We start from the raw sequence: 23,635 nt of genomic DNA, 5'->3' as shown, positions 1-23,635 counted from the left end.
GGCGATATCCTGATCTAGGCGCGGGGGTCGAAGGCGTCGCGCAACGCCTCGCCGATAAATACCAATAGCGACAACAGCACCGCCAGGGTAAAGAACGCAGTGAAGCCCAGCCACGGCGCCTGCAGGTTGTTCTTGCCTTGGGCGATCAACTCGCCGAGCGAAGCGCTGCCGGCGGGCATGCCGAAGCCGAGAAAATCCAGCGCGGTGAGGGTCGAGATCGCACCGGTCAGAATGAACGGCAGGTAGCTCAGCGTGGCGTTCATGGCGTTGGGCAAGATATGCCGCACGATGATCTTGCGATTGCTCAGCCCCAGCGCGCGCGCCGCCTTGACGTACTCCAGGTTGCGCCCGCGCAGGAACTCGGCGCGCACCACGTCCACCAGGGTCAACCAGCTGAACAGTGCCATGATCCCCAGCAACCACCAGAAGTCCGGCTCCACGAAACCGGACAGGATGATGAGCAGATACAGCACCGGCAGCCCCGACCAGACTTCCAGCACGCGCTGGCCGAACAGGTCGACCCAACCGCCATAGAAGCCTTGCAGAGCACCGGCGGCAATGCCGATCAGCGAGCTGATCACGGTCAGGGCGATGGCGAACAGAATCGACACCCGCGCGCCATAGATCACCCGGGCCAGCACATCACGGGCCTGATCGTCGGTGCCCAGCCAGTTCACCGCAGTGGGCGGGCTCGGGGAGGGGCGGCTCAGCTCGTAGTTGGGCGTGTCGGCACTGAACGGAATCGGCGGGAATACCATCCAGCCGCCGCCCTGGGTGACCAGTTGGCGCACGTAGTCGCTGCGGTAATCGGGTTGAAACGGCAACAGGCCACCGATCTCCTGCTCGGTGTAGCGTTTGAAGACAGGAAAGTAATAGGTGTCGTGGAGCTTCACCACCAGCGGCTTGTCGTTGGCGACGAGCTCGCCGCCCAGGCTCACGCCGAACAGGAGGACGAACAGCCACAGCGACCACCAACCACGACGGTTGTGCTTGAAACGCTCGAGGCGCCGGCGCGCCAGCGGGGAGAGCTGGAACAAAGAGGGGCGCGACATCAGGCGTTCCTCGCGGCGAAGTCGATACGCGGATCGACCAGGGTGTAGCAGATGTCGCCCACCAGTTTGATCAGCAGCCCGAACAGGGTAAAGATGAACAACGTGCCGAACACCACGGGGTAATCCCGGGCGACGGCCGCCTCGTAGCTCAGGCGCCCGAGGCCGTCGAGGGAAAAGATCACCTCGATCAGCAAGGAGCCGGCGAAGAACACGCTGATGAACGCCTGGGGCAGGCCGGCGACCACCAGCAGCATGGCGTTGCGCAAGACGTGGCCATACAGCACGCGCTGTTCGCTCACGCCCTTGGCGCGGGCAGTGACCACGTACTGGCGGGTGATCTCGTTGAGGAAGGAGTTCTTGGTCAGAATGGTCAAGGCCGCGAAGCCGCCGATCACCAGCGAGGTCACCGGCAACACCAGGTGCCAGAAATAATCGGCGATTTTGCCCAGCAGGGTCAGTTGCTCGAAGTTGTCCGAGACCAGCCCACGCACCGGGAACCAATCGACTCCGGTGCCACCGCAGAACACCACGATCAACAGCATGGCGAACAGAAACGCCGGCATGGCGTAGCCGATGATGATCGCCGAACTGGTCCACACGTCGAAGTGGCTGCCGTGGCGCACCGCCTTGCGAATCCCCAGGGGGATCGACACCAGATAGGTGATCAGCGTGGCCCAGAACCCCAGCGACAGGGTCACCGGCATCTTGTCGAGGATCAATTGGGTGACCGTGGCGCCGCGGAAGAAACTCTTGCCGAAATCCAGCACCGCGTAGTGCTTGAGCATCAGCCACAGGCGCTCGGGTGCGGGCTTGTCGAAGCCGTATTGACGTTCGATATCGGCGATCAGTTTCGGGTCGAGGCCGCGACTGGCCCGTGACGTTTGCGCGCTATCACCGCCGCTGCTGCCGACGCTCGTGCCGCCCAGGCCCTGCAAGCGGGCGATGGCCTGTTCGACGGGGCCGCCGGGTGCCGCCTGAATGATGACGAAATTGACCAGCAGGATGATCAGCAACGTCGGGATGATGAGCAGCAGCCGACGCAAGATGTAGTTCAGCATCAGCGTGCTCCTTTGGTGCGTTCGGCCATCTGTGCATTGCTCAGCGGCGTGGGGCTGACCTCCCACCAGGTTTCTGGCGCGGCATCGTTACTGGCCGGGATTTTTGGAATACCGAAGCGGTTCCACCACACCGTCGAGGTGCCTGGCGGGTAATAGTTGGGGATCCAGTAGTAATTCCATTGCAGCACCCGATCGAGCGCGTGGGCGTAGGTGGCCATGACCGGTTGAGTGGTGGCGCTGACCAGGCCCTTGAGCAATTGATCGACCGCTGGGTCCTGCAGTGCCATGTAGTTGCTCGAACCGGGATCGTTGGCGCCCTGCGAGCCGTAGTAGTTGAGCAGCTCCATGCCCGGCGAGGACGACACCGGATAGCCGGTGACGATCATGTCGTAGTCGCGCGCCATCAGGCGGTTGAGGTATTGCGACGGGTCGATCCGGCGGATCTCGAACGTGATGCCGATCTGCGCGAGGATGCGCTTGTACGGCAGCAGCAGGCGCTCCATGCCGCCTTGGGCATTGAGAAAGGTAAAGCTCAATGGTTCGCCCTGGGCGTTGACCAGCTTGTCGCCCTTGGGCTGCCAGCCGGCGTCTTCGAGCAGCTTGAGGGCTTGTAGCTGCTTGTCGCGGATAAATCCGGTGCCATCGGTTTTTGGCGCCTGGAACACCTGGCTGAAGACCTCATCGGGGACCTTGCCGCGCAGCGGTTCGAGAATTTTCAACTCGTCGGCGCTCGGCGGCGCGCTGGCGGCCAGCGCGCTGTTGGAGAAGAAACTCTGCTGGCGCAGGTACATGTTGCGCATCATCTGGCGGTTGCTCCACTCGAAATCCCAGAGCATGGCCAGCGCCTGGCGCACCCGGCGGTCCTTGAACAGCGGGCGGTTGAGGTTGAACACGTAGCCTTGGGCCGATTGCAGGCCCTTGGTTGCCAGATGCGCGCGTTGCAGGCGACCGTCGTCGAGCGCGTCGCTGTTGTAGCCGATGGTGTAGCCGGTGGCGGAAAACTCGCGGTTGTAGTCATAGCCGCCGCCACGCAGTACTTGGCGAGCGACGTCGATATCGCCGAAGAACTCCACGCTGAAATGGTCGAAGTTGTACAGGCCGCGACTCACGGGCAGGTCCTTGCCCCACCAGTCCGGGTTGCGCTCGAACGTGATGCTGCGGCCGTTGTCGACCTTGCCGACCCGATACGGGCCGCTGCCCAGCGGCGCCTCGAAGCCGCCGCCACCGGCGAAGTCGCGGTCTTTCCACCAATGCTCGGGGAGCACCGGCAGGGTCGCGAGGTCCAGGGGCAGGGTGCGGCTGTCGTTGTTCTTGAGGTCGAAACGCACTTGCCGATCGCTCTCGACCACCACGGCTTTGACGTCGGCGAACTGCGTGCGGTAGCGCAGGCTGCCTTGGGTGATCAACAGATTGAAGGTGTAGCGCACGTCTTCGGCGGTGATCGGCGTGCCGTCGGCAAATGTTGCCCGTGGGTCGAGGATGAAGCGCAGCCACAGGCCGTCCTTGTCACGTTCTATGCCCTGGGCCACCAGGCCATAGACGGTATAGGGCTCGTCGAGGGAGCGCACCGCGAGGGGGGAATAGACCAGGCCGTCGATTTCGCTGACGCCGATGCCTTTGTCCAGATAGGGCAGCAGATGGTCGAACTGGCCGATCTCCATGGCCGAACGGCGCAGGCTGCCGCCCTTGGGCGCATTGGGATTGGTGTAGTCGAAATGATCGAAGCCTGCGGGGTATTTGGCCGGCTCGCCGTAGACGGTCAAGGCGTGCAGGGGAGCGGCGATGGCAGGCGTCAGGGCCAGCAGGAGGACGGTGAACAGTGTGTGGGTAAAAACCGATCGCATTGTCTGCCTTGATTGGACGTTGACGGTGGCTGCCGGACACATCCGGACACAGAAGCTGCGACACCCATCATGCACGTCTAAGGCGACAAACGAAACGGCCCGCATCGAGGCGGGCCGTTTTTATTGCCAGTGCAGGATCAGTCCTGACGGCTGGTCACTTCCAGCAGGTGGTAACCGAACTGGGTCTTGACCGGGCCTTGCACGACGTTGATCGGCGCGCTGAAGACCACGGTGTCGAATTCCTTGACCATCTGGCCTGGGCCGAACGAACCCAGGTCACCGCCTTGGCGGCTGGATGGGCAGGAGGAATTGGCTTTGGCGATTTCGGCGAAATCGGCACCGCCTTCGATCTGGCTTTTCAGCTCGTTGCATTTGTCTTCGGTGGAAACCAGGATGTGGCGGGCAGTGGCTTTGGCCATGGGGAGTTACTCCTTTCAGTTAAGGGGACAAGCCTACCGGATCGGGCGGCTGAATTACAGCCGCGAGAGAGCATGGTGTCTGTGCGAGATGGGTTGCTGCGCATGGCGCAATTGCGGACAAGCCTTGCTCCCACCGTGCACATAGCGCCACCGCCGTACATTTGTGGGAGCGAGCCTTGCCCGTGAAGAGGCCGGCCCGTCCAGCAAAGATCCCGCAGGCATCACGCCATCCGGATCACTGCCTGATCAACCAGCGATAGCCGTTCAGCGGCCTGGCGCAAAAGCACTTCAGTCGCCTCCCAGCCCAGGCAGCCGTCGGTGATCGAGACGCCGTAGCGCAGATTTGCACTGAGCGGCTGGCATCCTTCAAACAGATTGCTTTCGAGCATCGTGCCGACCAGCGAACGATCGCCTTGCAGGCGTTGCGCCAGTACTTCGTTGAACACCTGCGGTTGGCGCAGCGGGTCTTTACCACTGTTGGCGTGGCTGCAGTCGACCACCATGCGGACCGGCAGTTTGGCCTTGATCAGCGCTTCGCGCACTGTGCCTACGCTGTGGGCATCGTAGTTGGGGCCGCGATGGCCGCCGCGCAATACCACGTGGCCATCGCCATTGCCGTGGGTTTCGATGATCGCCGGATGGCCGCTGGCATCGACGCCAAAATGGCGGTGCGCATGAGCGGCGCTGCGAATCGCATCACAGGCAACCGCAATGCCGCCGTCGGTGCCGTTCTTGAAGCCTACCGGCATGCTCAGGCCGCTGGCCATTTCCCGGTGGATTTGCGATTCGGTGGTGCGGGCGCCGATGGCGACCCAGCTCAGCAGATCTTCGAAATAGGCCGCCGCCATGGGTTGCAGCAGCTCGGTGGCGATCGGCAGACCGAGGCGCAGCATGTCGAGCATCAGTTCGCGCGACAGGCTGAGGCCGCCGACCATGTCGTCACTGCCGTCCAGGCGCGGGTCGTAGGCCAGGCCTTTCCAGCCGACAGTGGTGCGCGGCTTTTCGACGTAGGCGCGCATCACCAGCAACAGTTGATCGTCGACCTCGCGGGCCAGCTTCGCCAGATGGCGGGCGTATTCGCGGGTGGCTTCAGGGTCGTGCAGGGAGCAGGGGCCGACGATCACCAGCAGGCGCGAGTCGCGGCCTTCAAGTATCGCGCGTACCGCGTCGCGATGGCGGGTGACCTGGCTGGACAGGTGCGAGTCCAGTGGTAGTTGCTGCTTGAGGCTCTGCGCAGTGGGCAGACGCTGGCTCAGGCTGGTGTTGGCGGCCACGGCAGGGGCCTGGGGGTGCAGCTGGGTAGTGAGGGTATGCATGTTCGGTCCTTCGGCTGGCGGCAGGCGGGTGGGCCTGCGGGCAGCGCTTATCGGGTTGTTCGACACATCTGTGCCATATGTTCCGGGTTGCCGCCCGATGAGGTGCGTTCGCTGGCGGCGAGTTGGGCCGAACGCAGGGTGCTAAATCGCCAGGCGGTCGAGGTGCAGTAACGGTGGCAGGTGGTGTAGTTCATGGTGAATCTCCGTAATCCATAGGTATGAAAGGCTGTAAAAAACAAAACCCCCAGTCGGGTGGCCGACTGGGGGTTGAGGGGGTCTCAATGTCCGGCGGCCCTGGGGAGGTGCGCGCCGATGGGTATCAGTCGCGCAAGTGGCTAAACCAATACCCATAATAATAAGAAGCGCAGCCGACTTGAGCGCCCACAGCCACGCCCGTCACCACGCCTGCGGCGTTGCGTACGGTGTGCATGGAATGTGCGTGGGGAGTCGTCATTGGGGCTGCATCTCGTTGATTGCAGCCGAGCTTACTGCAGTGCGGGGCGTAGAAGCAATAGTGGCTTGCAACGGCCCGCGCGGCGACAAACAATGATTGCCAAGCGGGCTCGGCCTGCTGCCTTGAATAAAACTGCCATCATGGGCTAAAGAGGTGCCATGAGCCTGCAATTGATCCCGGCCACATCGCTGGCCGACCTGGCATTCGCGCGAGCGCTGGCGCGGCGCAACATGCTGCCGTATTACGGCGAGTTCGGCCTGTTGTGGGTCGACGATGCCTTCGATGAATGTTGGCAATGGCGGGACAATCGCCTGATCGAGGACGACACCGGGCTGCTGGGTTTCATCAGCCTCAGCGTCGATCAGCGTGCGCTGTTCATCCGCGAATTGCAGATGGTCGAGTCGGCGCGCGGGCGCGGGGTGGGCGGGCTGGTGCTCGAATGGGTGCATGCATTGGCCGTGCAGCGAGGTTTGCCATTGGTGCGCTTGACGGTGTTCAAGAGCAATCCGGCGCAACGGCTCTATCGTCGGCATGGTTTCGAGCAGGTCGGCGAAGATGAGTGTTTCCTGCGCATGGAGCGCCAGGTCGCCGCCAAGGCCGGTGCGCGTCGACCGTGACGGCTGTCCCGTGGCGCGGTGCGGCGCGTCACGGGACAGCCGTTGCCTTCACCCCTCAGGGCGGTAGGGCGATTCAGGGGGGATGACGCCATGCTTCATCCCCAGCAGCACGGCGACCTTGTGCGCTTCACCACGCCTGCCTTTCTTGCGTCCGGCCAATACCTGATAGGTCGTAGCCGGGTCGACCCCGTGTTCCCTGGCAAATGCCTGTACCGATTTACCCTGGTACTCCAGCCAAGCCTTTGCTTGTGCAGCAGTCCGTATACCGTGCATAGTTCAAATCCGTTTATATCGATTTATTTGTGTTTAGATTTTCACCCTTTTGGGGTGGTCGATAAGGGATTATACATTCAAATGATTGGAATTGGTTCCCGTCTCAGGGAAGAACGCGAGAGGCTCAAGTTGACCCAGCGTGCGTTCGGCGACATCGGTGGCGTGGAGCCGAACGCTCAGGGCAAGTATGAAAGTGGCGAGCGAGCCCCCAAGGCCGACTATTTGGCGGCCGTTGCGGCTCAGGGGGTCGATGTGCTGTACGTCCTCACAGGCCGCCGCGAGCCGCTCGCCGCCGACCGCCACGACCCCAGCGAAAGCCAGTTACTGACAGCCTATCGACTGATGCCCAACCAGGCCCGCAGCGGTCTGGTGCTGTTGGCGGGCAGCGTGATGGAACTCGCGACAGCGGACAGGCACAAAGCCTGAATGCATGTCCGACATGCATTTTTCTGGCTGGGCAGCAGGGCGCCATTAGCGACTTTCGTGACGCTTTCAGCTAGGTCTAACGACAGATGTTTGTTAATGTAGCGGTCTGATTGCGAAAGCGTAACGAGGAGTGTCTGCTTGATTAGGGTCTTGGTGGTCGACGATCACGATCTGGTTCGCACAGGCATCACTCGGATGCTGGCGGACATAGACGGATTGCAGGTAGTGGGGCAGGCCGAATCCGGTGAGGAAGCCCTGCGCCATGCGCGCGAGCTCAAGCCCGACGTGGTGCTGATGGACGTCAAGATGCCTGGCATCGGCGGCCTCGAAGCCACCCGCAAGCTGCAGCGTAGCTACCCTGACATCAAAGTGGTTGCGGTGACCGTCTGCGAGGAAGATCCATTCCCCACGCGGCTGCTGCAAGCGGGTGCTGCCGGCTATCTGACCAAAGGCGCCGGGCTCGACGAGATGATCCAGGCCATTCGTCTGGTGTTCGCCGGCCAGCGCTATATCAGCCCACAGATCGCCCAGCAATTGGCGCTCAAGTCATTCCAGCCGCAGACCACGGCGTCGCCCTTCGACCTGCTGTCGGAGCGCGAGATCCAGATCGCGCTGATGATCGTCGGCTGCCAGAAGGTGCAGATCATCTCGGACAAGCTCAACCTGTCGCCCAAGACCGTGAATACCTACCGTTATCGGATTTTCGAAAAGCTCTCGGTGACCAGTGACGTGGAGCTGACCCTGCTGGCCGTGCGACACGGCATGGTCGACGCCAGCGCCTGACTCTATGACAACGCCATTCGATCCCAGCGCCTTTCTGGCCACTTGCAGCGGGCGCCCGGGCGTCTACCAGATGTTCGATGCCGACGCGCGTCTGCTCTACGTCGGCAAGGCCAAGAACCTCAAGAAGCGCCTCTCCAGCTATTTTCGCAAGGCTGGCCTGGCGCCCAAGACGGCAGCCCTGGTCGGGCATATCGCTCAGGTCGACACGACCATCGTCGCCAACGAGACCGAGGCGCTGCTGCTCGAACAGACACTCATCAAGGAGTGGCGACCGCCCTATAACATCCTGCTGCGTGACGATAAGTCCTATCCCTATGTGTTTCTCTCGGATGGGGCCTTCCCGCGGCTGAGCATCCATCGTGGCGCGAAGAAGGCCAAGGGTCGCTATTTCGGGCCTTACCCTAGCGCGGGCGCGATCCGTGAAAGCCTCAGCCTGTTGCAAAAGACCTTTTTCGTCCGGCAGTGCGAAGACAGCTACTACAAGAACCGCACGCGGCCTTGTCTGCAATACCAGATCAAACGCTGCAAGGCGCCTTGCGTAGGCCTGGCCGAACCTGCCGATTACGCCGAAGATGTGCGTCACTCGGTGATGTTCCTCGAAGGTCGCAGCCATCAGTTGACCAATGAACTGGTGGTCGACATGGAAAAGGCTTCCATGGCTCTGGATTTCGAGAAGGCCGCCGAGTTGCGCGATCAGGTCGCCCAGTTGCGGCGCATCCAGGATCAGCAGACCATGGAGGGCGGCACCGGCGATATCGACGTGGTCGCCGCCTTCGTCAACCCGGGCGGCGCTTGTGTGCATTTGATCAGCGTGCGCGGCGGGCGCGTATTGGGCAGCAAGAACTTCTTCCCTCAGGTGGGCATCGAGGAGGAGGTGGCCGAGGTCATGTCCGCCTTTTTGGCCCAGTATTATCTGGGCAATGCCGAGCGCGAGCTGCCCAGCGAATTGATCGTCAACGTGGTGCACGAAGACTTCGAGGCGCTGGTGACAGCCATCGACACCCTGCGCGGACGCGAGCTGAGCATCAGTCATCGGGTGCGCGGCACTCGGGCGCGCTGGCAGCAACTGGCAGTGACCAACGCCGAACAGGCGCTGGGCGCACGCCTTGCCAACCGGCAGCACGTTGCCGCGCGCTTCGAGGCCTTGGCTGAAGTGCTCGATCTGGATGAGCCGCCACAGCGGCTTGAATGCTATGACATCAGTCATTCCAGTGGGGAGGCGACAGTGGCGTCTTGCGTGGTATTTGGTCCCGAAGGGCCGATCAAGGCCGATTATCGCCGCTACAATATCGAAGGTGTCACGCCCGGCGATGACTACGCAGCGATGCACCAGGCGCTCACGCGCCGCTTCAAGCGCGCCAAGGAAGGCGAGGGCAAGCTGCCCGATGTACTGCTGGTTGACGGTGGCAAAGGCCAGCTCAACATGGCGCGTGATGTACTTCGAGAACTCGACGTGCCAGACCTGATCCTGCTGGGCGTGGCCAAGGGCACCACTCGCAAGGCCGGCTTCGAAACCCTGTACCTCAATGATGTGGCGCACGAATTCACCTTGAAGGGAGATTCGCCCGCCTTGCACCTGATCCAACAGATTCGCGATGAAGCACACCGATTTGCCATCACTGGCCACCGTGCCCGGCGCGGCAAGACCCGCCGTACCTCCACCCTGGAAGGAGTGGCTGGGGTAGGGCCAAAGCGCCGCCGCGATCTGCTCAAGCATTTCGGCGGATTGCAGGAGCTGAGCCGTGCCAGTATCGAGGAAATCGCTAAAGCGCCAGGAATCAGTAAAAAGCTCGCAGAGTCGATTTATGCAAACCTGCACAGCGAGTAGAATGCCCTCTCACCTTGTAGCCAATTGTGCCAATGAATATCCCCAACCTGATTACCGTGCTGCGCGTCGTCCTGATCCCGATCTTCATTCTGTTGTTCTACATGCCTTACCACTGGAGCTACGCTGCCGCGAGTTCGGTGTTCGCCTTCGCTGCCGCCACCGACTGGCTGGATGGCTATCTGGCCCGCCGGCTGGAGCAAAGCACGCCGTTCGGTGCCTTTCTCGACCCGGTGGCAGACAAGCTCATGGTTGCCGTGGCCCTGGTATTGCTGGTGCAGGCCCATGCCAACGTATGGCTGACGCTGCCAGCGGCGGTGATCATCGGTCGCGAGATCGTGGTCTCGGCATTGCGTGAGTGGATGGCAGAAATCGGGGCGCGGGCGCACGTCGCCGTGTCCAACCTGGGCAAGTGGAAGACTGCGGCGCAGATGGGCGCTCTAGTGATCCTGCTGGCCAATCCGCCCGCGTTCAGCTTCTGGGTGGTGGCCGGTTATGCGCTGTTGCTCGTCGCGGCAGGGCTGACGATCTGGTCCATGCTCAAGTACTTGCGAGCGGCCTGGCCGCATCTGCGCACCACCACGGAAAATAATTAAAACTATTTTGAATCAAGGGGTTGACGCGCTCCTCCGATTCGATAGAATGGCGCCCGTCAACACGACGCGGGAATAGCTCAGTTGGTAGAGCACGACCTTGCCAAGGTCGGGGTCGCGAGTTCGAGTCTCGTTTCCCGCTCCAAATTATGATCTGCAGAGCTCCATTGAAGTCTGTAAGTCATTGAAATCAGGACCTTCGGGTCCTTTTTTCGTTCCAGCGAAATCTGCTGAAAACCACCGCCAGCAAGTCTTTTCAAGTCCATTTTTGAGTCCAGCGTAAAAACGGCGGGGTTCGGATCGGTTTCTTGCCGGAGGAGCGCGCGCGGCGAGTGAAACATCAAGTCCTGACCTTTCGTTCAGGAGTTCGATCATGGCGCTCTCAGATCTCACCATCCGGCAAGCCAAAGCCAAAGCCAAAGCCAAAGCCAAAGCCACTGGCAGCCACTTCACCATCAACGATATCGACGGCCTGTCCCTCGCGGTTTCCGGTGTGGGCGGTAAGTCCTGGCACTTTCGCTACTACTCGGCCGACAAGCAAAAGCGGATGTCTCTCGGAAGCTATCCCGAGGTGAGCCTGCGGGTGGCTCGCGCGCTACACGACGGTGCACCATTGCGAGAAACTCAACCATCGCACTTGCCAATACCTCCTAGCGCCGGATGTGATTGGTGCGCTGAGGTCAAGGAGCGCTAAGGTCTACTGTCTTTCCAGAAAATACCTGGCATCGACCCGCCCTTATAAATACAAGAACGAGGAATGTGCGAATGAGTGAGTTCATAGGTGCAATGGAGAGCGGCGTCGCCATTATCGGCGCCGGCCCCGGTTGTATCGCGGTGCAAGCATCATGACTGTATCCATCGTGAGTGACCGCGGCCAATCGCCTGTCGCACCCACGCTCGCGGCTTTCCCGGTCAATCAATGGTATGTAGCTGCATTGGCCTGGGAACTGAAAGATAAACCACTGGCGCGAACATTACTGGGCAACCCCATCGTTCTGTTTCGCTGCGCTGACGGCTCGGTGGCGGCCTTGCAGGACCGTTGCTGTCACCGTGCGCTGCCGCTCTCCAATGGCACATTGGAGCAAGGCGGGCTACGGTGTGGTTACCACGGCCTGTTGTTCAATGCTCAGGGCAAGTGCATCGAGGTTCCAGGTCAGGAGCGGGTTCCGGGCAAGGCACTGGTACCGGCTTATGTGCTGCGAGAACAGGATCAGATCGTATGGATCTGGCACGGCAGTGAAGCCAATCCGCAACCCACCTGTGAACCGCCCTCTTATGCGGTGCACAACGATGAGCAGTACCTCTTTGAGGGTGATGTTTACCACTACGATGCCCCCTACCAACTGATCCACGACAATCTGCTGGACCTGAGCCATCTGGGTTACGTGCACCTGCGCACGATTGGTGGCAATGCGCGTATCCACATGCACGCCGAGATGAAAGTCGACAGTGATGAAACCAGCGTCACTGTAGTGCGGCATATGCTCGACTCTGTACCGCCTCCCACCTATACCGCAGCGTATCCCTTCACAGGCAACGTCGACCGATGGCAGGAAATCGAATTTCACATCAGTCATCTGCTCATCTGGACGGGCGCAGTGGACGCAGGCTCCGAGCCGATCGACGCACCCGAGCGAGGCGGTTTTCACATGCGCGGTTTTCACGGGGTGACACCGGAAACCGAGACGACCAGCCACTATTTCTGGACCATGGCTACCAATCCCCCGACCAACGCGCAGGACGTAAAGGCCAAGGTCATCGAACAGACTGTGCTGACGTTCGATGAAGACAAAGTCGTGATCGAGGCGCAGTACCGCAACATGCGCCAGTTTGGTCAGGCCCCGACTGTTGACATACATGTAGACGTTGGCGCGAACCGTGCGCGCCGAATCATCGAGCGGCTCCGGTCAGTCGACCAAGTGGTATCACCCGAATAAGCGAGGATTAAAACAACATGGCTTATCTGCGAAACACTTGGTACGTCGCCGCCTGGGACGAAGAGATCAAGGGGCAAGAGCTGTTCAGCCGGCGCTTGCTGGATGAACCGCTGGTGTTCTTCAGAGAACAGTCTGGCCAGGTAAAAGCACTGGCTGATCGCTGCCCTCATCGTTTCGCGCCTTTGTCCAAAGGCATTCTGTGCGATGACGCGGTGCGCTGCCCCTATCACGGGCTGGAGTTTGACGGGGACGGCCAATGCACTCGCAATCCCCACGGTAACGGCGCCATACCCAAGGCTGCCCAGGTCCGCGCGTATCCCGTCGTGGAAAAGTACAGCGTGATCTGGATCTGGATGGGCGAGGCGTCCAAGGCAGACGAATCGCTGATTCCTGATTTTTCTTGCATGGACCCACAGCGCTTCCATGTAGCCAAGCGTTACCTCCATGCCCGTGCTAACTACGTGCTTGAGTCTGACAACATCCTTGATCTGTCTCACATCCAGTACCTGCATCCCTCAACGCTGGGCAGCGCCGACGTCAGCAGTGCTATCACCAAGGTCGAGCAGGAGGGCGCTACGGTGTGGTCCTATCGCCAGACGGTGAACGAGATCATGCCGGCGTTTCTCTACGATGCGATGGGCATAGCACCCGACACACCCGTGGACCGCTGGACGGACGTGCGCTGGAACGCGCCCGCGAGCATGCTTCTCTTGGCCGGCGCGGTGCCCACGGGGCGACCTCGCAATGAAGGTCGGGAGACAGCCTTGCCCCATCTGTTTACCCCCGAAACTCAAACGACTACCCACTACTGGTTTTCGTTTCCAATGCCTGTAGAGATGGGCGAAATGGGCAAGCAGATTGCCGAAGGGCAAGCATCTGCATTGGCGGTGCCTTTTACCGAAGAGGACCTGCCAATGCTTGAAGCGCAGCAACTGGCCATGGGCGACAGCGATTTCTGGTCGCTCAAGCCTGTCCTGTTACCGGGCGACGCCGGTGCGGTTCGCGCACGGCGGGTACTCGATGGCTTGATTGCACAGGAACTCGAAGTGACACAGCAATAAAACCGCAATGCTGCAAACGAGAGGGCCGCTGTAATCACAGCGGTCCTCTGCGTTTTGGGGGTATTGGAGGTTATTCCGGCTTGCCCCCTGGCATCCACTTCTCCCGATGCTGGAACAGGAAGTACTGGGAGGTATCGGCACTTGAGGGTTCGACACGTGGCGCCCAACTGTCGTCGTGCAAGTCCATGTCGGCGTCGTACTCCACGTGGCAGCCCAGTGGGCTGTTGAAGTACCAGAACCAGTTCGAGCCGAGTTGGTGCCGCCCCGGGCCCCAGAACGACTCGTAGCCTTTTTCCACGAAGCGGGTGCCGGCCAACATCACTTCGGTCGGCCCGGCCATGTGGAAGGTGAAGTGCTCGATGCCCTTCATGAACGGCGGGGTCTGAATGAAAAACAAGGTGTGGTGGTCCAGCGTGCCCGCAGGGCGCAGGAACGGCCCGGTGCCGATGAAACGGTCGGTGCAGATGAAGCCCAGGCGCGCGTAGAAGGCCTCGGCCTTGTCGGCGTCGGGTACGAAGTACACCACGTGCGACAGGCTGCGGGGCAGGGCGGGCATGTCGTTGCTGGCGCCCAGGCTGTTGATCTCGCGCAGGGTGGCCGAGCCCGGGGCGTTGCTGATTTCGCCCGGCAAGGCCAGTTCGCGGCGCTGGGTCATGCGAAAGCCGAGAGCGAAGCCCATGTCGTCCACCGCGTGCAGCACACCGTCGTCGCTGCGACTGACTTCGCGGTCCTTGCGCAACTCCACTTCGATGGCCTGCAGCGTAGCTTCGTCGGCCACGCCGTACACGGTTTCACGCAGGCTGCTGGCGGTGCCCATGGCGGCGGGAAGGCTGGCGTGGTCGCGCGGGCGAATGATCACGCCCGTGCCATCCAGCGCCTCCAGGTAGCCGCCTTGGGCGTCGACGTCGAGCGGCTTGAGGCCATAGTCGATCAGGTATTGCACGCAGGCGGCGACGTCGTCGACGCCGAATACCAGGTATTCCGGTCCGATAATATTCATCAGCTCTCTCTCTTGTTATGGCTCATGCTGTGCGGCCGCCCAACGTTTCAGCGACCCAGTCAGCGATGTACTGGCCGGCGTTGATGCTGTTGTCGAAGCTGGAGTGCTGCACGCCACCTTCGCGTTCGGTGAAGATCTTCAACTCCCGTTGCGCGCTGTTGACCAGTTGCTCATAGGTGCGCTGCGCCCACTTCAGCGGGATCTGGCTGTCTTTCTCACCGTGGGTCACCAGGAACGGCACTTTGATGCGGTCCAGCACGCCGTCCAGGTGAACGTTTTCGGCGATGGTCATGAACTCGTCGGTGTCCTTGGCGCCCCACACCCAGCACACGTGTTTCCAGTAGTGCGGCACCGGCAGATTGCCTTCGTTGGCCAGGCGGCGCTTCTGCACGTCACGCCAATCATGGTTGGCGCCCCACACCACGCCGCAGGCGAAACGCGGTTCGAAAGCCACGGCGCGCGGGCAGTAGTAGCCGCCCAGGGACACGCCTTCCATACCGATGCGTTTTGGATCGATGTCCTCTCGGGTTTCCAGCCAGTCGACAATGCGGCTGGCCCAATGCTCGCTGTCGTAGCGGGCGGTCAGGCCTTGCAGGCGCAGGGCTTCGCCGGTGCCGGGCTGGTCGACCACCAGCGATGCGATGCCGCGCTTGGCCAGCCAGGCCGGCAGCCCCACGCGGTATTTCATCTCTTTGGTGGAGTCCAGGCCGTTGACTTGCACCAGTATCGGTGCGGGGCCATCGACACCTTCAGCGCGGGTATACAGGGCTGAGAGATGCGTGCCCTCATAGGGGATTTCGACCCGTTCGCAGTTCTCGGCCGACAGCGCCAGGCCGCGCGCGAAGGTATCGAGAAAACGCTGGTACAGGGCCTCGCGGGCGGGGGCGCCGTGGGCCTGGAGACGCTCGCAGGTGATGTAATAGGTGGCCGCCCGGTTGTATTTCTCGCCGGCCGAGAACAGCCGACCGCGGGCTTCGTCTTCCTCGGCCAGGCTGCAGAGTTTGTCGGCCATTTTCGACCAGGTTTCGCGAAAGGCCTGAGTGCCGGTGGCGTCAGGGTGCTTGGCGCTTTCTTGCAACGGCGCGCACATCTCCTCGATTTCGCCGATGCGGGCGCCCATCTCGATGGCCAGGTCTACGGATAGATTCCAGACGTAATTGGTAGGGAAATAGCGAAACATATTTTTATTGTCCTTTTGACTGTCCCAAGGCGCGGCCGCATCGCATGGTGCAAAACGGCACGCGCACAATTGTTGAGGCCGCTGGGCGAAACTCGCACGCCAGCAGGTAATCGACAAATTGCGAGTGCGGATGCTAGCCATCACAAATCGCGATGGGTGGCGGTTGGCCGCAAGGGGATGGCGTTATCAGGACTGCATCGGGGTCATTGCAGGGCAGGGGTTTCGAACGTACGGACCGTCTCCATGAGCTTGCCACGCAGCCACACCAGCATGGCGTCGCCCTCGAGGCTGCGATGCCATGCCATGTACTCGCGCATGACCGGGATCTTCACCGGTGGCGGCAACAGCCGCAACGGCAGCAACTGCGCATAGAGCGATGCCAGGCGACTGTGCATCGTGGCGATGCGCTGCGAGCCGATCAGCAGGTGCGGAATGGTGTTGAAGTCGTGCGTGATGACTTCGACTCGGCGCTTGCAAGCGTACTGGTGCATGAACCATTCCTCGATCGCTGGCGTGCGACTGCGCCCGAAGGCGGCGGCGACATGCCCGAGTTCCAGGTAGTTTTCGAGGGTGAAGGGCTCTCTGATGCTGGTATTGCCCTCCCAGACCACGCACACGTGTTGCTCCTCGAACAGTAGCTGCGAAGGATGCTCGGCATTGATGTGCTGCTCGGGCGCGATCATCAGATCGATTTCCCCGCGCATCAGCATTTCGACGGCGGTTTCTCCGGGGCTCATGAGTTCGAACGTCACAGAGGGGGCTTCAGCGTTGATGCGGTGGATCACTTCGGCGAAGAGCACGTTGATGAGGTAGTCGGAGGCCATGATGCGAAAGTGTCGCTTGCTTTGGCCAACGTCAAACACGGGCTTGGCGGCGATGGAGGTCTGGATCTTCAACAAGACCTCGCGCACCGGGATCTGCAGGTCCTTGCCCAGCAATGTGGGGGTCATGGTCCGTCCGACTTGCACCAGCAACTCATCCTCGAAATACGCCCGCAGCCTGCGCAGAATGCCGCTCAACGCCGATTGCGTCATGTGCAGGCGCCCTGCTGCACGGGTGATGTTCTGCTCTTCGAGCAAGACATCGAGCGCCACGAGCAAGTTGAGGTCCAGATGGTTGAATCGCATGGTATCAGGCTCATTGTTGTATTTATTTTTAAAATACTTTCCATGCCAACTCCCGATTAGTCAACGCTTCTTTTCCTGCTTATTGTCTGCCTCGTAGCCAGCGAGGTTCGCTCGCCAGTGTCAGTTTTGCAATTGGCTCAGTGCGTCGATTTCTTGTTGCTGAATGCCGAATAAAACAAAAACAAAAGGAACGCCTAATGAGCGAAATCAATAAGGTTCTGGTCGTGGGAGGGGGTATCGGCGGCCTGTGTGCCGCCATCGCTCTGCGCCGCGAAGGGGTACTCGTGGATCTGGTCGAGATCAAATCGGACTGGACGGTCTATGGGGTCGGCATCATCCAGCAAAGCAACGTGGTGCGGGAAATGGCGCGCCTGGGCGTGCTGGACCGCTATCTCGAAGCGGCCTACAGCTTCGAAGACGTCGGCATCTACGACCTGGAGGGCAAGCCGCTGGCGCGCATTCCCGGGCAGCGTCTGGCAGGTCCTCAATACCCTGCCAATGTCGGCATTTCTCGTCTTGCCCTGCATAAGGTGCTGAGCAGCACAGCGATAGAGCTGGGGGCCAACGTTCGCTTAGGCATGAGTGTCGAGTCCATCGAGCAGGACGCTGCAGGTGTAGACGTTACCCTCACCGACGGTACCCGCGAGCGTTACGCCCTGGTGGTCGGCGCCGATGGCGTGTACTCGAAAATCCGCGGGATGCTGTTCGGTGACAAATACAAACCGCGCTTCACAGGCCAGGCCGTATGGCGCTACAACTTTCCCCGCGACCCCTCGATCGACCATCTGGCGAGTTATATGGGGCCGGGCGGCAATGCCGGGCTGGTGCCGCTTTCAAATGACCTGATGTACATGTTCTCCACCTCCCATGAGCCTGAGAATCCCTGGTTTGCGCCTGAGCAGCTGGCGCAGCTCATGCGCGACCGTATTGCCAACATTGGCGGGCTGGTCGGCAGCTTGCGCGAGCAGATCACCGATAGTAGCCAGGTGGTGTACAAGCCGATGGAAGTGGTGTTCGTCGATGAACCCTGGTTCAAGGGCCGGGTACTGCTGATCGGTGATGCCGCGCATGCCACCACGCCGCACCTGGGGCAGGGCGCTGGCATGGCCATCGAGGATGCGCTGGTGCTGAGCATGGAACTGGCCGGGGGCGGCAGCATGGCAGACAAGCTGCAACGCTTCATGGCGCGGCGGTTCGAACGCTGCAAGTTCATCAGCGAAAAATCGGTGCTGGCGGGGGATCGGGAAATGGCCCGGGATCAGACCTTCGACCGCATCGGCCTGACCAAGCAAATGCTCAAGCTCACCGCCGAGCCCATCTGAGCGCGGCGGGCCGGCGTCTCTGTTGCCGGACTGAGCGACCCCCTGAGCAAAACAGCAAGGTAGCGGCAATGATCGACGTTATTGTGACCCGTAAAATCCGTGAAGCCGAAGGTATCGTCAGCTTCGAACTCGCTCGCGCCGACGGCTCGGCACTGGTGCCTTTCAGCGCCGGCTCGCACATTGACGTGCATCTGGGTTCAGGCCTGATCCGCCAGTACTCGTTGTGCAACCACCCTGACGAGCAGCATCGGTATCAGATCGGTGTATTGCTGGACCCCGCCACACGTGGCGGCTCCGAGGCCATGCATGCGCTTGAAGAGGGCAGCGCGCTACAGATCAGTGAACCTCGCAACCTGTTCGCCCTGGCTCACGGAGCGAGCCGGTCGCTGCTGTTCGCCGGCGGCATCGGTGTTACACCGATTCTGTGCATGGCTGAGCGCCTGGCCCAAATAAACGCGTCCTTCGAGCTGCACTATTGCGGTCGTTCAGCGTCAAGTGTCGCCTTCGCCGAGCGAATCCGCACTTCGAGCTTTGCCGGGCAGGCTCAGCTGCACTTCGATGATCAACCGGCGACCCGTCTGGATGCAGCCGCCGCCTTGGCGGGCTACAACACTGGCGACCATTTGTACGTGTGTGGGCCGGGCGGTTTCATGGCGTTCGTGCTCGAGCAAGCCCGGCACGCGGGATGGCCCGAAGAGAGCCTGCACCGTGAGTATTTCGCCGCGCAGCCACCCAGCGCGAACCAAATGGAGGCCGGCAGTTTCGAGGTGGTGCTGGCCAGCAGCGGTCGGTCGCTGTGGGTGCCTGCCGACCGCACGGTGGCCGAGGTACTGCTCGAAGGTGGCGTCGATCTACCGCTGTCGTGCGAGGCGGGCATCTGCGGTACTTGCCTGACCCGTGTGCTGGAAGGCGAACCGGATCACCGCGACATGTTCATGACCGCCGCCGAGCAGGCGTTGAACGACCAGTTCACGCCTTGCTGTTCGCGATCCAAAAGCCTGCGTCTGGTGTTGGACCTTTAGCTCATGAAGGCGTCGATGCTTTCGCCGAATCAGGCTGCTGACAAGGTCTACCTGTGCCCGCAGGATTCGATTGTGGAAGGCGGTGCGCGCGGGTTCGATCCGCACCTCAAAGGGCGCGACACCCTGTTGGTGGTCCGCTGGAAGGGTGCGCTCAGCGCGTGGCGCAATCTTTGTCCGCACCTGGACGTCGCCATGCAATACCGCAAGGACCGTTTCATGTCCGCAGACGGTCAGCACATCGTCTGCTATGCCCACGGCGCATTGTTTCGGCCAGACAGTGGGGTGTGCGTGCTGGGGCCGTGCCTGGGCCAATCCCTGCAACGCCAGACAATCACCGTGGATGAGCAGGGCGATGTCTGGCTATGCACTCCCTCTTCCCGCGACCTCATGCCCTAACAACAAGAGAACCCCGCCATGCCCCGTATCCACGTTAACTGCAAGACCCTGTTCACCGGCCTCGAGGACACCGCGCGGCAACAGCAGCGCCTGGTGATCGAGAACGGCGTGTTTACCTACGTCGGTGCGCAGACCTCGGCGCCCGCTCCCGTGCCCGGTGAGGAGATCATCGATGCCGGCGAGCACTTCGTCATGCCGGGCTTGGTCGACGTTCACACCCATCTGGTCTTCGGCAACGCCAAGAGCGAGGAAGACGTCGACCTGCATGTCTCGCCCGAATTTCGGGCGTTGCGCGGGTTGTTCTTCACCCAGCATGTGCTGGCTGCCGGCTACACCTCGGTGGTGGTCCCAGGTGATGCCGGCCAGTGCAGCATCTCGGTGCGCAACGCGATCAACGCCGGGATGTTTACCGGGCCACGCATCGCCGCCAGCAGCAATGTGATCTCCAACCGCCAGAGCCTTAACGACTGGTTCCCCAGTTGGGTCGGCACCCCCGACTATTTCAGCGGCCGGCTGTGCGAAACCCGCGACCAGCAGTTGGCCGAGATCCGGCGGCAAGCCAAGGATGGCGTCGACTTGATGAAGATCGCCATGGATGGCCCGCATTTTCGTCCCAATGGTGAGCACATCGCGGCGTTCACCGAAGACGAGACGCGCTTCATGGTCGACGAGATCCACCGCCTCGGCAAAAAGGTCGCGGTGCACGCCTATGGCCGCGAGGCGGTGCTCTATGCCGCGAAGGCGGGCGTCGATGTGATTTTCCATGGGTTTTTCATGGACGACGCCTGCATCGAGGCGATCCTGCAATCGGGCAGCCACGTGGCGCCCACCCTGACCATGCTGGCCAACAACACCGAGTTCGCCGAACCGTACGAGGCGTCGACCAAGTCGGGTTATGCCGCCATGCAGCGGCGGGTGATCGAGGCGGGCTGCCGCAACCTTCGTCGCGCCTTTGAAGCGGGCGTGCCGTTCATGACCGGCAGCGACAGCGGCTTCGCCATCACGCCCTACGGCGAATGGCATGCCCGGGAAATCGAGATTCTGGTCGACTGGATAGGCCTCACTCCGGCGCAGGCACTCCGGGCAGCGACCTCGGTGTCGGCCAGGATGATGCCGGCCACCCAGCAGGTCGGTGCGCTGGAGGTGGGCCGTCGCGCGGATTTCATTCGGGTCGATGGCTCGCCGCTCGATGACGTCGGCATCCTCCAGGACCGTCAGCATATCTGTGGCGTCTATTTGGGCGGCAAACGCATCGAAGCCCAGGTACCAGGATACGACCCCAATCGGGTGACTGACTTCAATACCGTGAAGTGGTCGGAGCTGCATACCCGTCAACGCGCCGTCGACATGGGCAAACGCTCGCTCTCCAAGCTCAACCAGCAATGAGGTCGCACACATGACTCGACTGACCCTGGCCATTGCCGATCGCATGGCCGACGAAGCGTTGCGCGAAGGCGGCCGCCAAGGCTTTGCGCCACTGTGCGTGGCGGTGCTGGACGCCGGCGGGCACCTGCTGGTGCTCAAGCGCAATGAGCGCGCCAGCCTCCTGCGCCCGCAAATTGCCAACGGCAAGGCCAGTTCCGTGCTGAACCTGGGCTTTGGCGGTCGCGAACTGGCCCGCCGCGCCGAGCGCATGCCGGCTTTCTTCGGGGCACTGAGCGATCTGGCGGGTGGCAACATGGTGCCGGTGCCGGGCGGCGTGCTCATCCGTGACGAAAGTGGAGAGATCCTCGGCGCGATCGGTATTACCGGCGACACCTCTGACAACGACGAATGTTGCGCCCTGGCCGCCATCGCGGCGGTTGGGCTGAGCGCCGATACCGGCGACTGCTGATTCACCCTGATCGAACGCGTAACTGCTCCACTTTTGAGGTATGTAGCTTTGTGATACATCGCATCTCAAGAGTCGATTAGTCAAACGTCCCGATAAGCCTGAAGCTGTAGCCATCACCCTGCGCCCCCCGTCGGCATCGGGTTACAAAAATAAGAAAATATTGAGGTACACCATGATCTCGAACACACCGTCTCCCGTCGTTGCACCCCGTTGCAGGACCCCTCATCGGCAGTCAGTCGCCGGTATTTCCATGATTACGCGGCTCGCGTTCGGCGGGCATCCAGGCACCCTGTCGCGATAATACGCGTGCCACCAAAAGTGCTGTTCGTTACTACCAGACAGAACTTCGGTCCTACGGATAAAAACAAAAAAGAGGGATAGTCGATGGCCACTTCCGATTGGGCAGCGGTAAACCTGCGCCCGCAGTTTGTTCGTCACCCGCTGGTCTTTGCACTGGCGGCAATGTGCTCAGGCGTCTCGACCGTGCAGGCGTTCGATTTCGATACCGGCAACCCGGACATCCGCACGCGCTGGGACAACACCCTCAAGTACAGCTCGGCGTGGCGCACCAAAAGCCCGTCCAGCCAGCTCACCACTACCGGTGGCGGCGCGCTGAACGGTGATGACGGCGACCGCAATTTTGGCAAGGGCCTGATTTCGAGCCGACTGGACTTGCTCTCCGAGTTCGACATCAGCTACCAGAACTTCGGCGCGCGGCTCAGCGGCGCCGCCTGGTACGACGACGTCTACAACAAGAAGAACGACAACACCTCGCCGGGCACGGTCAACAGCACCTCCGTGGACTATGACCACTTCACCGACGCCACCCGCAAGCTGCACGGGCGCCAGGGCGAACTGCTCGATGCCTTCGTGTACGGCAAGGGCGAGCTGGGCGACATGCCGGTGTCCGGGCGCCTGGGCCAGTATGCGATGCAATGGGGCGAAAGCCTGTTCTACGGCATGAACGGTATCGCTGGTGGCATGGCGCCGATCGATGTAGTCAAAGGTATTTCGGTACCCAACACCCAGTTCAAGGAGTTGATCCGACCCGTCAATCAGATGTCGGGACAGCTGCAGCTCACCCCGGATGTGTCCGTAGGCGCCTATTACCAGTTCGAATGGGAAGCTAATCGCCTGCCAGGCTCCGGCAGCTACTTTTCTTCCTTCGATCCGATCGGCGCGGGCAATGAACGCTTGTTGGTAGGCGCGCCCTTGTTCCCCGGTGCCGGGCCGCTGGCGTTCTATCACGGTGCTGACAAGCAAGCCAAGGATTCGGGGCAGGGTGGCGTACAGATCAAATGGCGCACCGAGAATTACGACTTCGGTGTCTACGCGATTCGCTTTCACGACAAGAGCCCGCAGCTGGTCGTGACGCCCAACTTCGCCAACCTCAACCCGTTGACCGGTGAAGCCGGCTCCTACAGCTGGGCTTACCCAGAGGGCATCAAGGCACTGGGGGCCAGTTTCTCGACCACGGTGGATTCGTTCAACATCGCCGGCGAACTCTCGACTCGCTGGGACCAGCCTTTGGCGTCCACCAACGGGCGCACCTTGCTGCCCGGTGAGGCCGTGTCCAACAACGCCAGTGATGCCATCTATGCAACGGGGCGCACGTTGCACGCCAACCTGTCGTGGCTCGCCACCTTGAGCCCGAATTTCTTGGCGCAGGAAACCAGCTTTCTCGGTGAGTTCGCCTGGAACCGCACCCTGAGCGTCACCAACAATCCCGATGCCGTGGACCACAACGCTGACCGCGACGCCTGGAGCGTTCGCACGGTGTACGAACCGATGTACCGCCAGGCGTTCTCCGGCATGGATATCAGCGTGCCGTTTGGCGTGAGCTACACCCACGGCGCCTCGGAATCGCTGGGCACGGCGTTCGGCAGCAATCGCGGTGGCGACATCAACATCGGTCTCAAGGGCAACTACCTCAACACCTGGAACCTGGGCCTCACCTACACCCACTACTACGGCCCGGCCAACACCTTCCTCGACGCCAGCAGCAACTACACCTTCGAACAAACGATGAAGGACCGCGATTTCGTCGCCTTCAGCGTAAGCCGAACCTTTTGAGCCTGGGATCAACTGCCATGAAC

Annotated in this window: 23 protein-coding genes, 1 tRNA gene and 1 pseudogene; 15 read left to right on the top strand and 10 right to left on the bottom strand. The window is 61.3% G+C overall.

All coding sequences use genetic code 11. The features are described from left to right. Positions 1 to 14 precede the first annotated feature (14 nt). From LIX93_RS04585 to LIX93_RS04560, 6 genes are all read right to left on the bottom strand, one after another. Positions 15 to 1,037 (bottom strand): ABC transporter permease, encoded by a 1,023-nt coding sequence (locus tag LIX93_RS04585; protein ID WP_226502863.1) that lies wholly within the window; start codon positions 1,035 to 1,037, stop codon positions 15 to 17. A gap of 14 nt (positions 1,038 to 1,051) precedes the next feature. After that, positions 1,052 to 2,110, bottom strand: coding sequence for a microcin C ABC transporter permease YejB (gene yejB / locus LIX93_RS04580; RefSeq protein ID WP_226502795.1), 1,059 nt, complete (start codon positions 2,108 to 2,110; stop codon positions 1,052 to 1,054). Further along, the gene (locus tag LIX93_RS04575; RefSeq protein WP_226502794.1) at positions 2,110 to 3,954 is read right to left on the bottom strand and encodes an extracellular solute-binding protein; all 1,845 of its coding nucleotides are present in this window, start codon (positions 3,952 to 3,954) and stop codon (positions 2,110 to 2,112) included. The genes yejB and LIX93_RS04575 overlap by 1 nt, the downstream gene beginning before the upstream one ends. Positions 3,955 to 4,091: 137 nt before the next feature. After that, positions 4,092 to 4,373, bottom strand: a complete 282-nt coding sequence (locus LIX93_RS04570; RefSeq protein ID WP_226502793.1) for a peptidylprolyl isomerase — start codon at positions 4,371 to 4,373, stop codon at positions 4,092 to 4,094. A 221-nt stretch (positions 4,374 to 4,594) separates the two neighbouring features. Further along, the gene (locus LIX93_RS04565) at positions 4,595 to 5,689 is read right to left on the bottom strand and encodes a 3-deoxy-7-phosphoheptulonate synthase (RefSeq protein ID WP_226502792.1); all 1,095 of its coding nucleotides are present in this window, start codon (positions 5,687 to 5,689) and stop codon (positions 4,595 to 4,597) included. A gap of 47 nt (positions 5,690 to 5,736) precedes the next feature. Beyond that, entirely contained in the window at positions 5,737 to 5,883 is a 147-nt protein-coding gene (locus LIX93_RS04560; RefSeq protein WP_226502791.1) for a hypothetical protein, read from the bottom strand. Between the two features lie 418 nt (positions 5,884 to 6,301). Between LIX93_RS04560 and LIX93_RS04555 the strand changes: the two genes are divergently transcribed. After that, positions 6,302 to 6,760, top strand: a complete 459-nt coding sequence (locus tag LIX93_RS04555) for a GNAT family N-acetyltransferase (RefSeq protein ID WP_226502790.1) — start codon at positions 6,302 to 6,304, stop codon at positions 6,758 to 6,760. Positions 6,761 to 6,808: 48 nt separating this feature from the next. On the opposite strand, the gene LIX93_RS04550 is transcribed toward LIX93_RS04555, so the two are convergent. Next, positions 6,809 to 7,033 carry a DNA-binding protein gene (locus LIX93_RS04550; protein ID WP_226502789.1) on the bottom strand — a complete coding sequence of 75 codons (225 nt, stop codon included), beginning with the start codon at positions 7,031 to 7,033 and terminating at the stop codon, positions 6,809 to 6,811. A gap of 81 nt (positions 7,034 to 7,114) precedes the next feature. Between LIX93_RS04550 and LIX93_RS04545 the strand changes: the two genes are divergently transcribed. From LIX93_RS04545 to LIX93_RS04510, 8 genes and pseudogenes are all read left to right on the top strand, one after another. Beyond that, on the top strand, positions 7,115 to 7,459 hold the full coding sequence (locus LIX93_RS04545) for a helix-turn-helix transcriptional regulator (protein ID WP_226502788.1): 345 nt from the start codon (positions 7,115 to 7,117) through the stop codon (positions 7,457 to 7,459). 138 nt (positions 7,460 to 7,597) lie between these two features. Then, positions 7,598 to 8,242 (top strand): UvrY/SirA/GacA family response regulator transcription factor, encoded by a 645-nt coding sequence (uvrY, locus tag LIX93_RS04540; protein ID WP_226502787.1) that lies wholly within the window; start codon positions 7,598 to 7,600, stop codon positions 8,240 to 8,242. Between the two features lie 4 nt (positions 8,243 to 8,246). Beyond that, the gene (gene uvrC, locus LIX93_RS04535; RefSeq protein ID WP_226502786.1) at positions 8,247 to 10,070 is read left to right on the top strand and encodes an excinuclease ABC subunit UvrC; all 1,824 of its coding nucleotides are present in this window, start codon (positions 8,247 to 8,249) and stop codon (positions 10,068 to 10,070) included. Between the two features lie 32 nt (positions 10,071 to 10,102). Beyond that, on the top strand, positions 10,103 to 10,663 hold the full coding sequence (gene pgsA / locus LIX93_RS04530) for a CDP-diacylglycerol--glycerol-3-phosphate 3-phosphatidyltransferase (RefSeq protein ID WP_226502785.1): 561 nt from the start codon (positions 10,103 to 10,105) through the stop codon (positions 10,661 to 10,663). A 66-nt stretch (positions 10,664 to 10,729) separates the two neighbouring features. Continuing rightward, a tRNA-Gly gene (locus tag LIX93_RS04525) sits at positions 10,730 to 10,805 on the top strand. A 228-nt stretch (positions 10,806 to 11,033) separates the two neighbouring features. Further along, a pseudogene (locus tag LIX93_RS04520) lies at positions 11,034 to 11,270 on the top strand (Arm DNA-binding domain-containing protein); the annotation flags it as partial. Between the two features lie 235 nt (positions 11,271 to 11,505). Continuing rightward, on the top strand, positions 11,506 to 12,597 hold the full coding sequence (locus tag LIX93_RS04515) for an aromatic ring-hydroxylating dioxygenase subunit alpha (RefSeq protein WP_226502784.1): 1,092 nt from the start codon (positions 11,506 to 11,508) through the stop codon (positions 12,595 to 12,597). A 17-nt stretch (positions 12,598 to 12,614) separates the two neighbouring features. Further along, positions 12,615 to 13,658, top strand: coding sequence for an aromatic ring-hydroxylating dioxygenase subunit alpha (locus LIX93_RS04510; protein WP_226502783.1), 1,044 nt, complete (start codon positions 12,615 to 12,617; stop codon positions 13,656 to 13,658). A gap of 70 nt (positions 13,659 to 13,728) precedes the next feature. On the opposite strand, the gene LIX93_RS04505 is transcribed toward LIX93_RS04510, so the two are convergent. The 3 genes from LIX93_RS04505 to LIX93_RS04495 form a co-directional block, all read right to left on the bottom strand. Continuing rightward, positions 13,729 to 14,658: a VOC family protein gene (locus LIX93_RS04505; protein WP_226502782.1), complete on the bottom strand. Its 930-nt coding sequence runs from the start codon at positions 14,656 to 14,658 to the stop codon at positions 13,729 to 13,731. Positions 14,659 to 14,680: 22 nt separating this feature from the next. After that, positions 14,681 to 15,838 carry a prolyl oligopeptidase family serine peptidase gene (locus LIX93_RS04500; RefSeq protein ID WP_226502781.1) on the bottom strand — a complete coding sequence of 386 codons (1,158 nt, stop codon included), beginning with the start codon at positions 15,836 to 15,838 and terminating at the stop codon, positions 14,681 to 14,683. A gap of 203 nt (positions 15,839 to 16,041) precedes the next feature. Beyond that, on the bottom strand, positions 16,042 to 16,965 hold the full coding sequence (locus tag LIX93_RS04495) for a LysR family transcriptional regulator (protein ID WP_226502780.1): 924 nt from the start codon (positions 16,963 to 16,965) through the stop codon (positions 16,042 to 16,044). 197 nt (positions 16,966 to 17,162) lie between these two features. On the opposite strand from LIX93_RS04495, the gene LIX93_RS04490 reads away from it, so the two are divergent. The 6 genes from LIX93_RS04490 (at position 17,163) to LIX93_RS04465 (ending at position 23,612) form a co-directional block, all read left to right on the top strand. Beyond that, on the top strand, positions 17,163 to 18,287 hold the full coding sequence (locus tag LIX93_RS04490; RefSeq protein ID WP_226502779.1) for an FAD-dependent oxidoreductase: 1,125 nt from the start codon (positions 17,163 to 17,165) through the stop codon (positions 18,285 to 18,287). Between the two features lie 68 nt (positions 18,288 to 18,355). Further along, positions 18,356 to 19,309, top strand: a complete 954-nt coding sequence (locus tag LIX93_RS04485; RefSeq protein ID WP_226502778.1) for a PDR/VanB family oxidoreductase — start codon at positions 18,356 to 18,358, stop codon at positions 19,307 to 19,309. 15 nt (positions 19,310 to 19,324) lie between these two features. Further along, positions 19,325 to 19,705 carry a Rieske 2Fe-2S domain-containing protein gene (locus tag LIX93_RS04480; RefSeq protein WP_226502777.1) on the top strand — a complete coding sequence of 127 codons (381 nt, stop codon included), beginning with the start codon at positions 19,325 to 19,327 and terminating at the stop codon, positions 19,703 to 19,705. Between the two features lie 18 nt (positions 19,706 to 19,723). Then, complete coding sequence (locus LIX93_RS04475) at positions 19,724 to 21,091, top strand: amidohydrolase family protein (protein WP_226502776.1); 1,368 nt, start codon at positions 19,724 to 19,726, stop codon at positions 21,089 to 21,091. A gap of 10 nt (positions 21,092 to 21,101) precedes the next feature. Further along, on the top strand, positions 21,102 to 21,539 hold the full coding sequence (locus LIX93_RS04470) for a heme-binding protein (RefSeq protein WP_226502775.1): 438 nt from the start codon (positions 21,102 to 21,104) through the stop codon (positions 21,537 to 21,539). 384 nt (positions 21,540 to 21,923) lie between these two features. Beyond that, the gene (locus LIX93_RS04465; protein ID WP_226502774.1) at positions 21,924 to 23,612 is read left to right on the top strand and encodes a DUF1302 domain-containing protein; all 1,689 of its coding nucleotides are present in this window, start codon (positions 21,924 to 21,926) and stop codon (positions 23,610 to 23,612) included. Positions 23,613 to 23,635 lie beyond the last annotated feature (23 nt).

The sequence above is a fragment of the Pseudomonas sp. MWU16-30317 genome (genome assembly GCF_020515695.1).
Lineage (GTDB): Bacteria > Pseudomonadota > Gammaproteobacteria > Pseudomonadales > Pseudomonadaceae > Aquipseudomonas.
This window is presented reverse-complemented; position numbering and strand designations above follow the sequence as displayed.

Bases quoted from the DNA above. Each gene is read 5' to 3' on its own strand.
- LIX93_RS04555 (WP_226502790.1), top strand. From the start codon at position 6,302: ATGAGCCTGCAATTGATCCCGGCCACATCGCTGGCCGACCTGGCATTC.
- pgsA (WP_226502785.1), top strand. From the start codon at position 10,103: ATGAATATCCCCAACCTGATTACCGTGCTGCGCGTCGTCCTGATCCCG.
- LIX93_RS04550 (WP_226502789.1), bottom strand. From the start codon at position 7,033: ATGCACGGTATACGGACTGCTGCACAAGCAAAGGCTTGGCTGGAGTAC.
- LIX93_RS04495 (WP_226502780.1), bottom strand. From the start codon at position 16,965: ATGCGATTCAACCATCTGGACCTCAACTTGCTCGTGGCGCTCGATGTC.
- LIX93_RS04515 (WP_226502784.1), top strand. From the start codon at position 11,506: ATGACTGTATCCATCGTGAGTGACCGCGGCCAATCGCCTGTCGCACCC.
- LIX93_RS04480 (WP_226502777.1), top strand. From the start codon at position 19,325: ATGCTTTCGCCGAATCAGGCTGCTGACAAGGTCTACCTGTGCCCGCAG.
- LIX93_RS04545 (WP_226502788.1), top strand. From the start codon at position 7,115: ATGATTGGAATTGGTTCCCGTCTCAGGGAAGAACGCGAGAGGCTCAAG.
- LIX93_RS04560 (WP_226502791.1), bottom strand. From the start codon at position 5,883: ATGAACTACACCACCTGCCACCGTTACTGCACCTCGACCGCCTGGCGA.
- LIX93_RS04500 (WP_226502781.1), bottom strand. From the start codon at position 15,838: ATGTTTCGCTATTTCCCTACCAATTACGTCTGGAATCTATCCGTAGAC.
- LIX93_RS04565 (WP_226502792.1), bottom strand. From the start codon at position 5,689: ATGCATACCCTCACTACCCAGCTGCACCCCCAGGCCCCTGCCGTGGCC.
- LIX93_RS04505 (WP_226502782.1), bottom strand. From the start codon at position 14,658: ATGAATATTATCGGACCGGAATACCTGGTATTCGGCGTCGACGACGTC.
- LIX93_RS04465 (WP_226502774.1), top strand. From the start codon at position 21,924: ATGGCCACTTCCGATTGGGCAGCGGTAAACCTGCGCCCGCAGTTTGTT.
- LIX93_RS04490 (WP_226502779.1), top strand. From the start codon at position 17,163: ATGAGCGAAATCAATAAGGTTCTGGTCGTGGGAGGGGGTATCGGCGGC.
- LIX93_RS04510 (WP_226502783.1), top strand. From the start codon at position 12,615: ATGGCTTATCTGCGAAACACTTGGTACGTCGCCGCCTGGGACGAAGAG.
- LIX93_RS04470 (WP_226502775.1), top strand. From the start codon at position 21,102: ATGACTCGACTGACCCTGGCCATTGCCGATCGCATGGCCGACGAAGCG.
- LIX93_RS04570 (WP_226502793.1), bottom strand. From the start codon at position 4,373: ATGGCCAAAGCCACTGCCCGCCACATCCTGGTTTCCACCGAAGACAAA.
- yejB (WP_226502795.1), bottom strand. From the start codon at position 2,110: ATGCTGAACTACATCTTGCGTCGGCTGCTGCTCATCATCCCGACGTTG.
- uvrC (WP_226502786.1), top strand. From the start codon at position 8,247: ATGACAACGCCATTCGATCCCAGCGCCTTTCTGGCCACTTGCAGCGGG.
- LIX93_RS04575 (WP_226502794.1), bottom strand. From the start codon at position 3,954: ATGCGATCGGTTTTTACCCACACACTGTTCACCGTCCTCCTGCTGGCC.
- LIX93_RS04485 (WP_226502778.1), top strand. From the start codon at position 18,356: ATGATCGACGTTATTGTGACCCGTAAAATCCGTGAAGCCGAAGGTATC.
- LIX93_RS04475 (WP_226502776.1), top strand. From the start codon at position 19,724: ATGCCCCGTATCCACGTTAACTGCAAGACCCTGTTCACCGGCCTCGAG.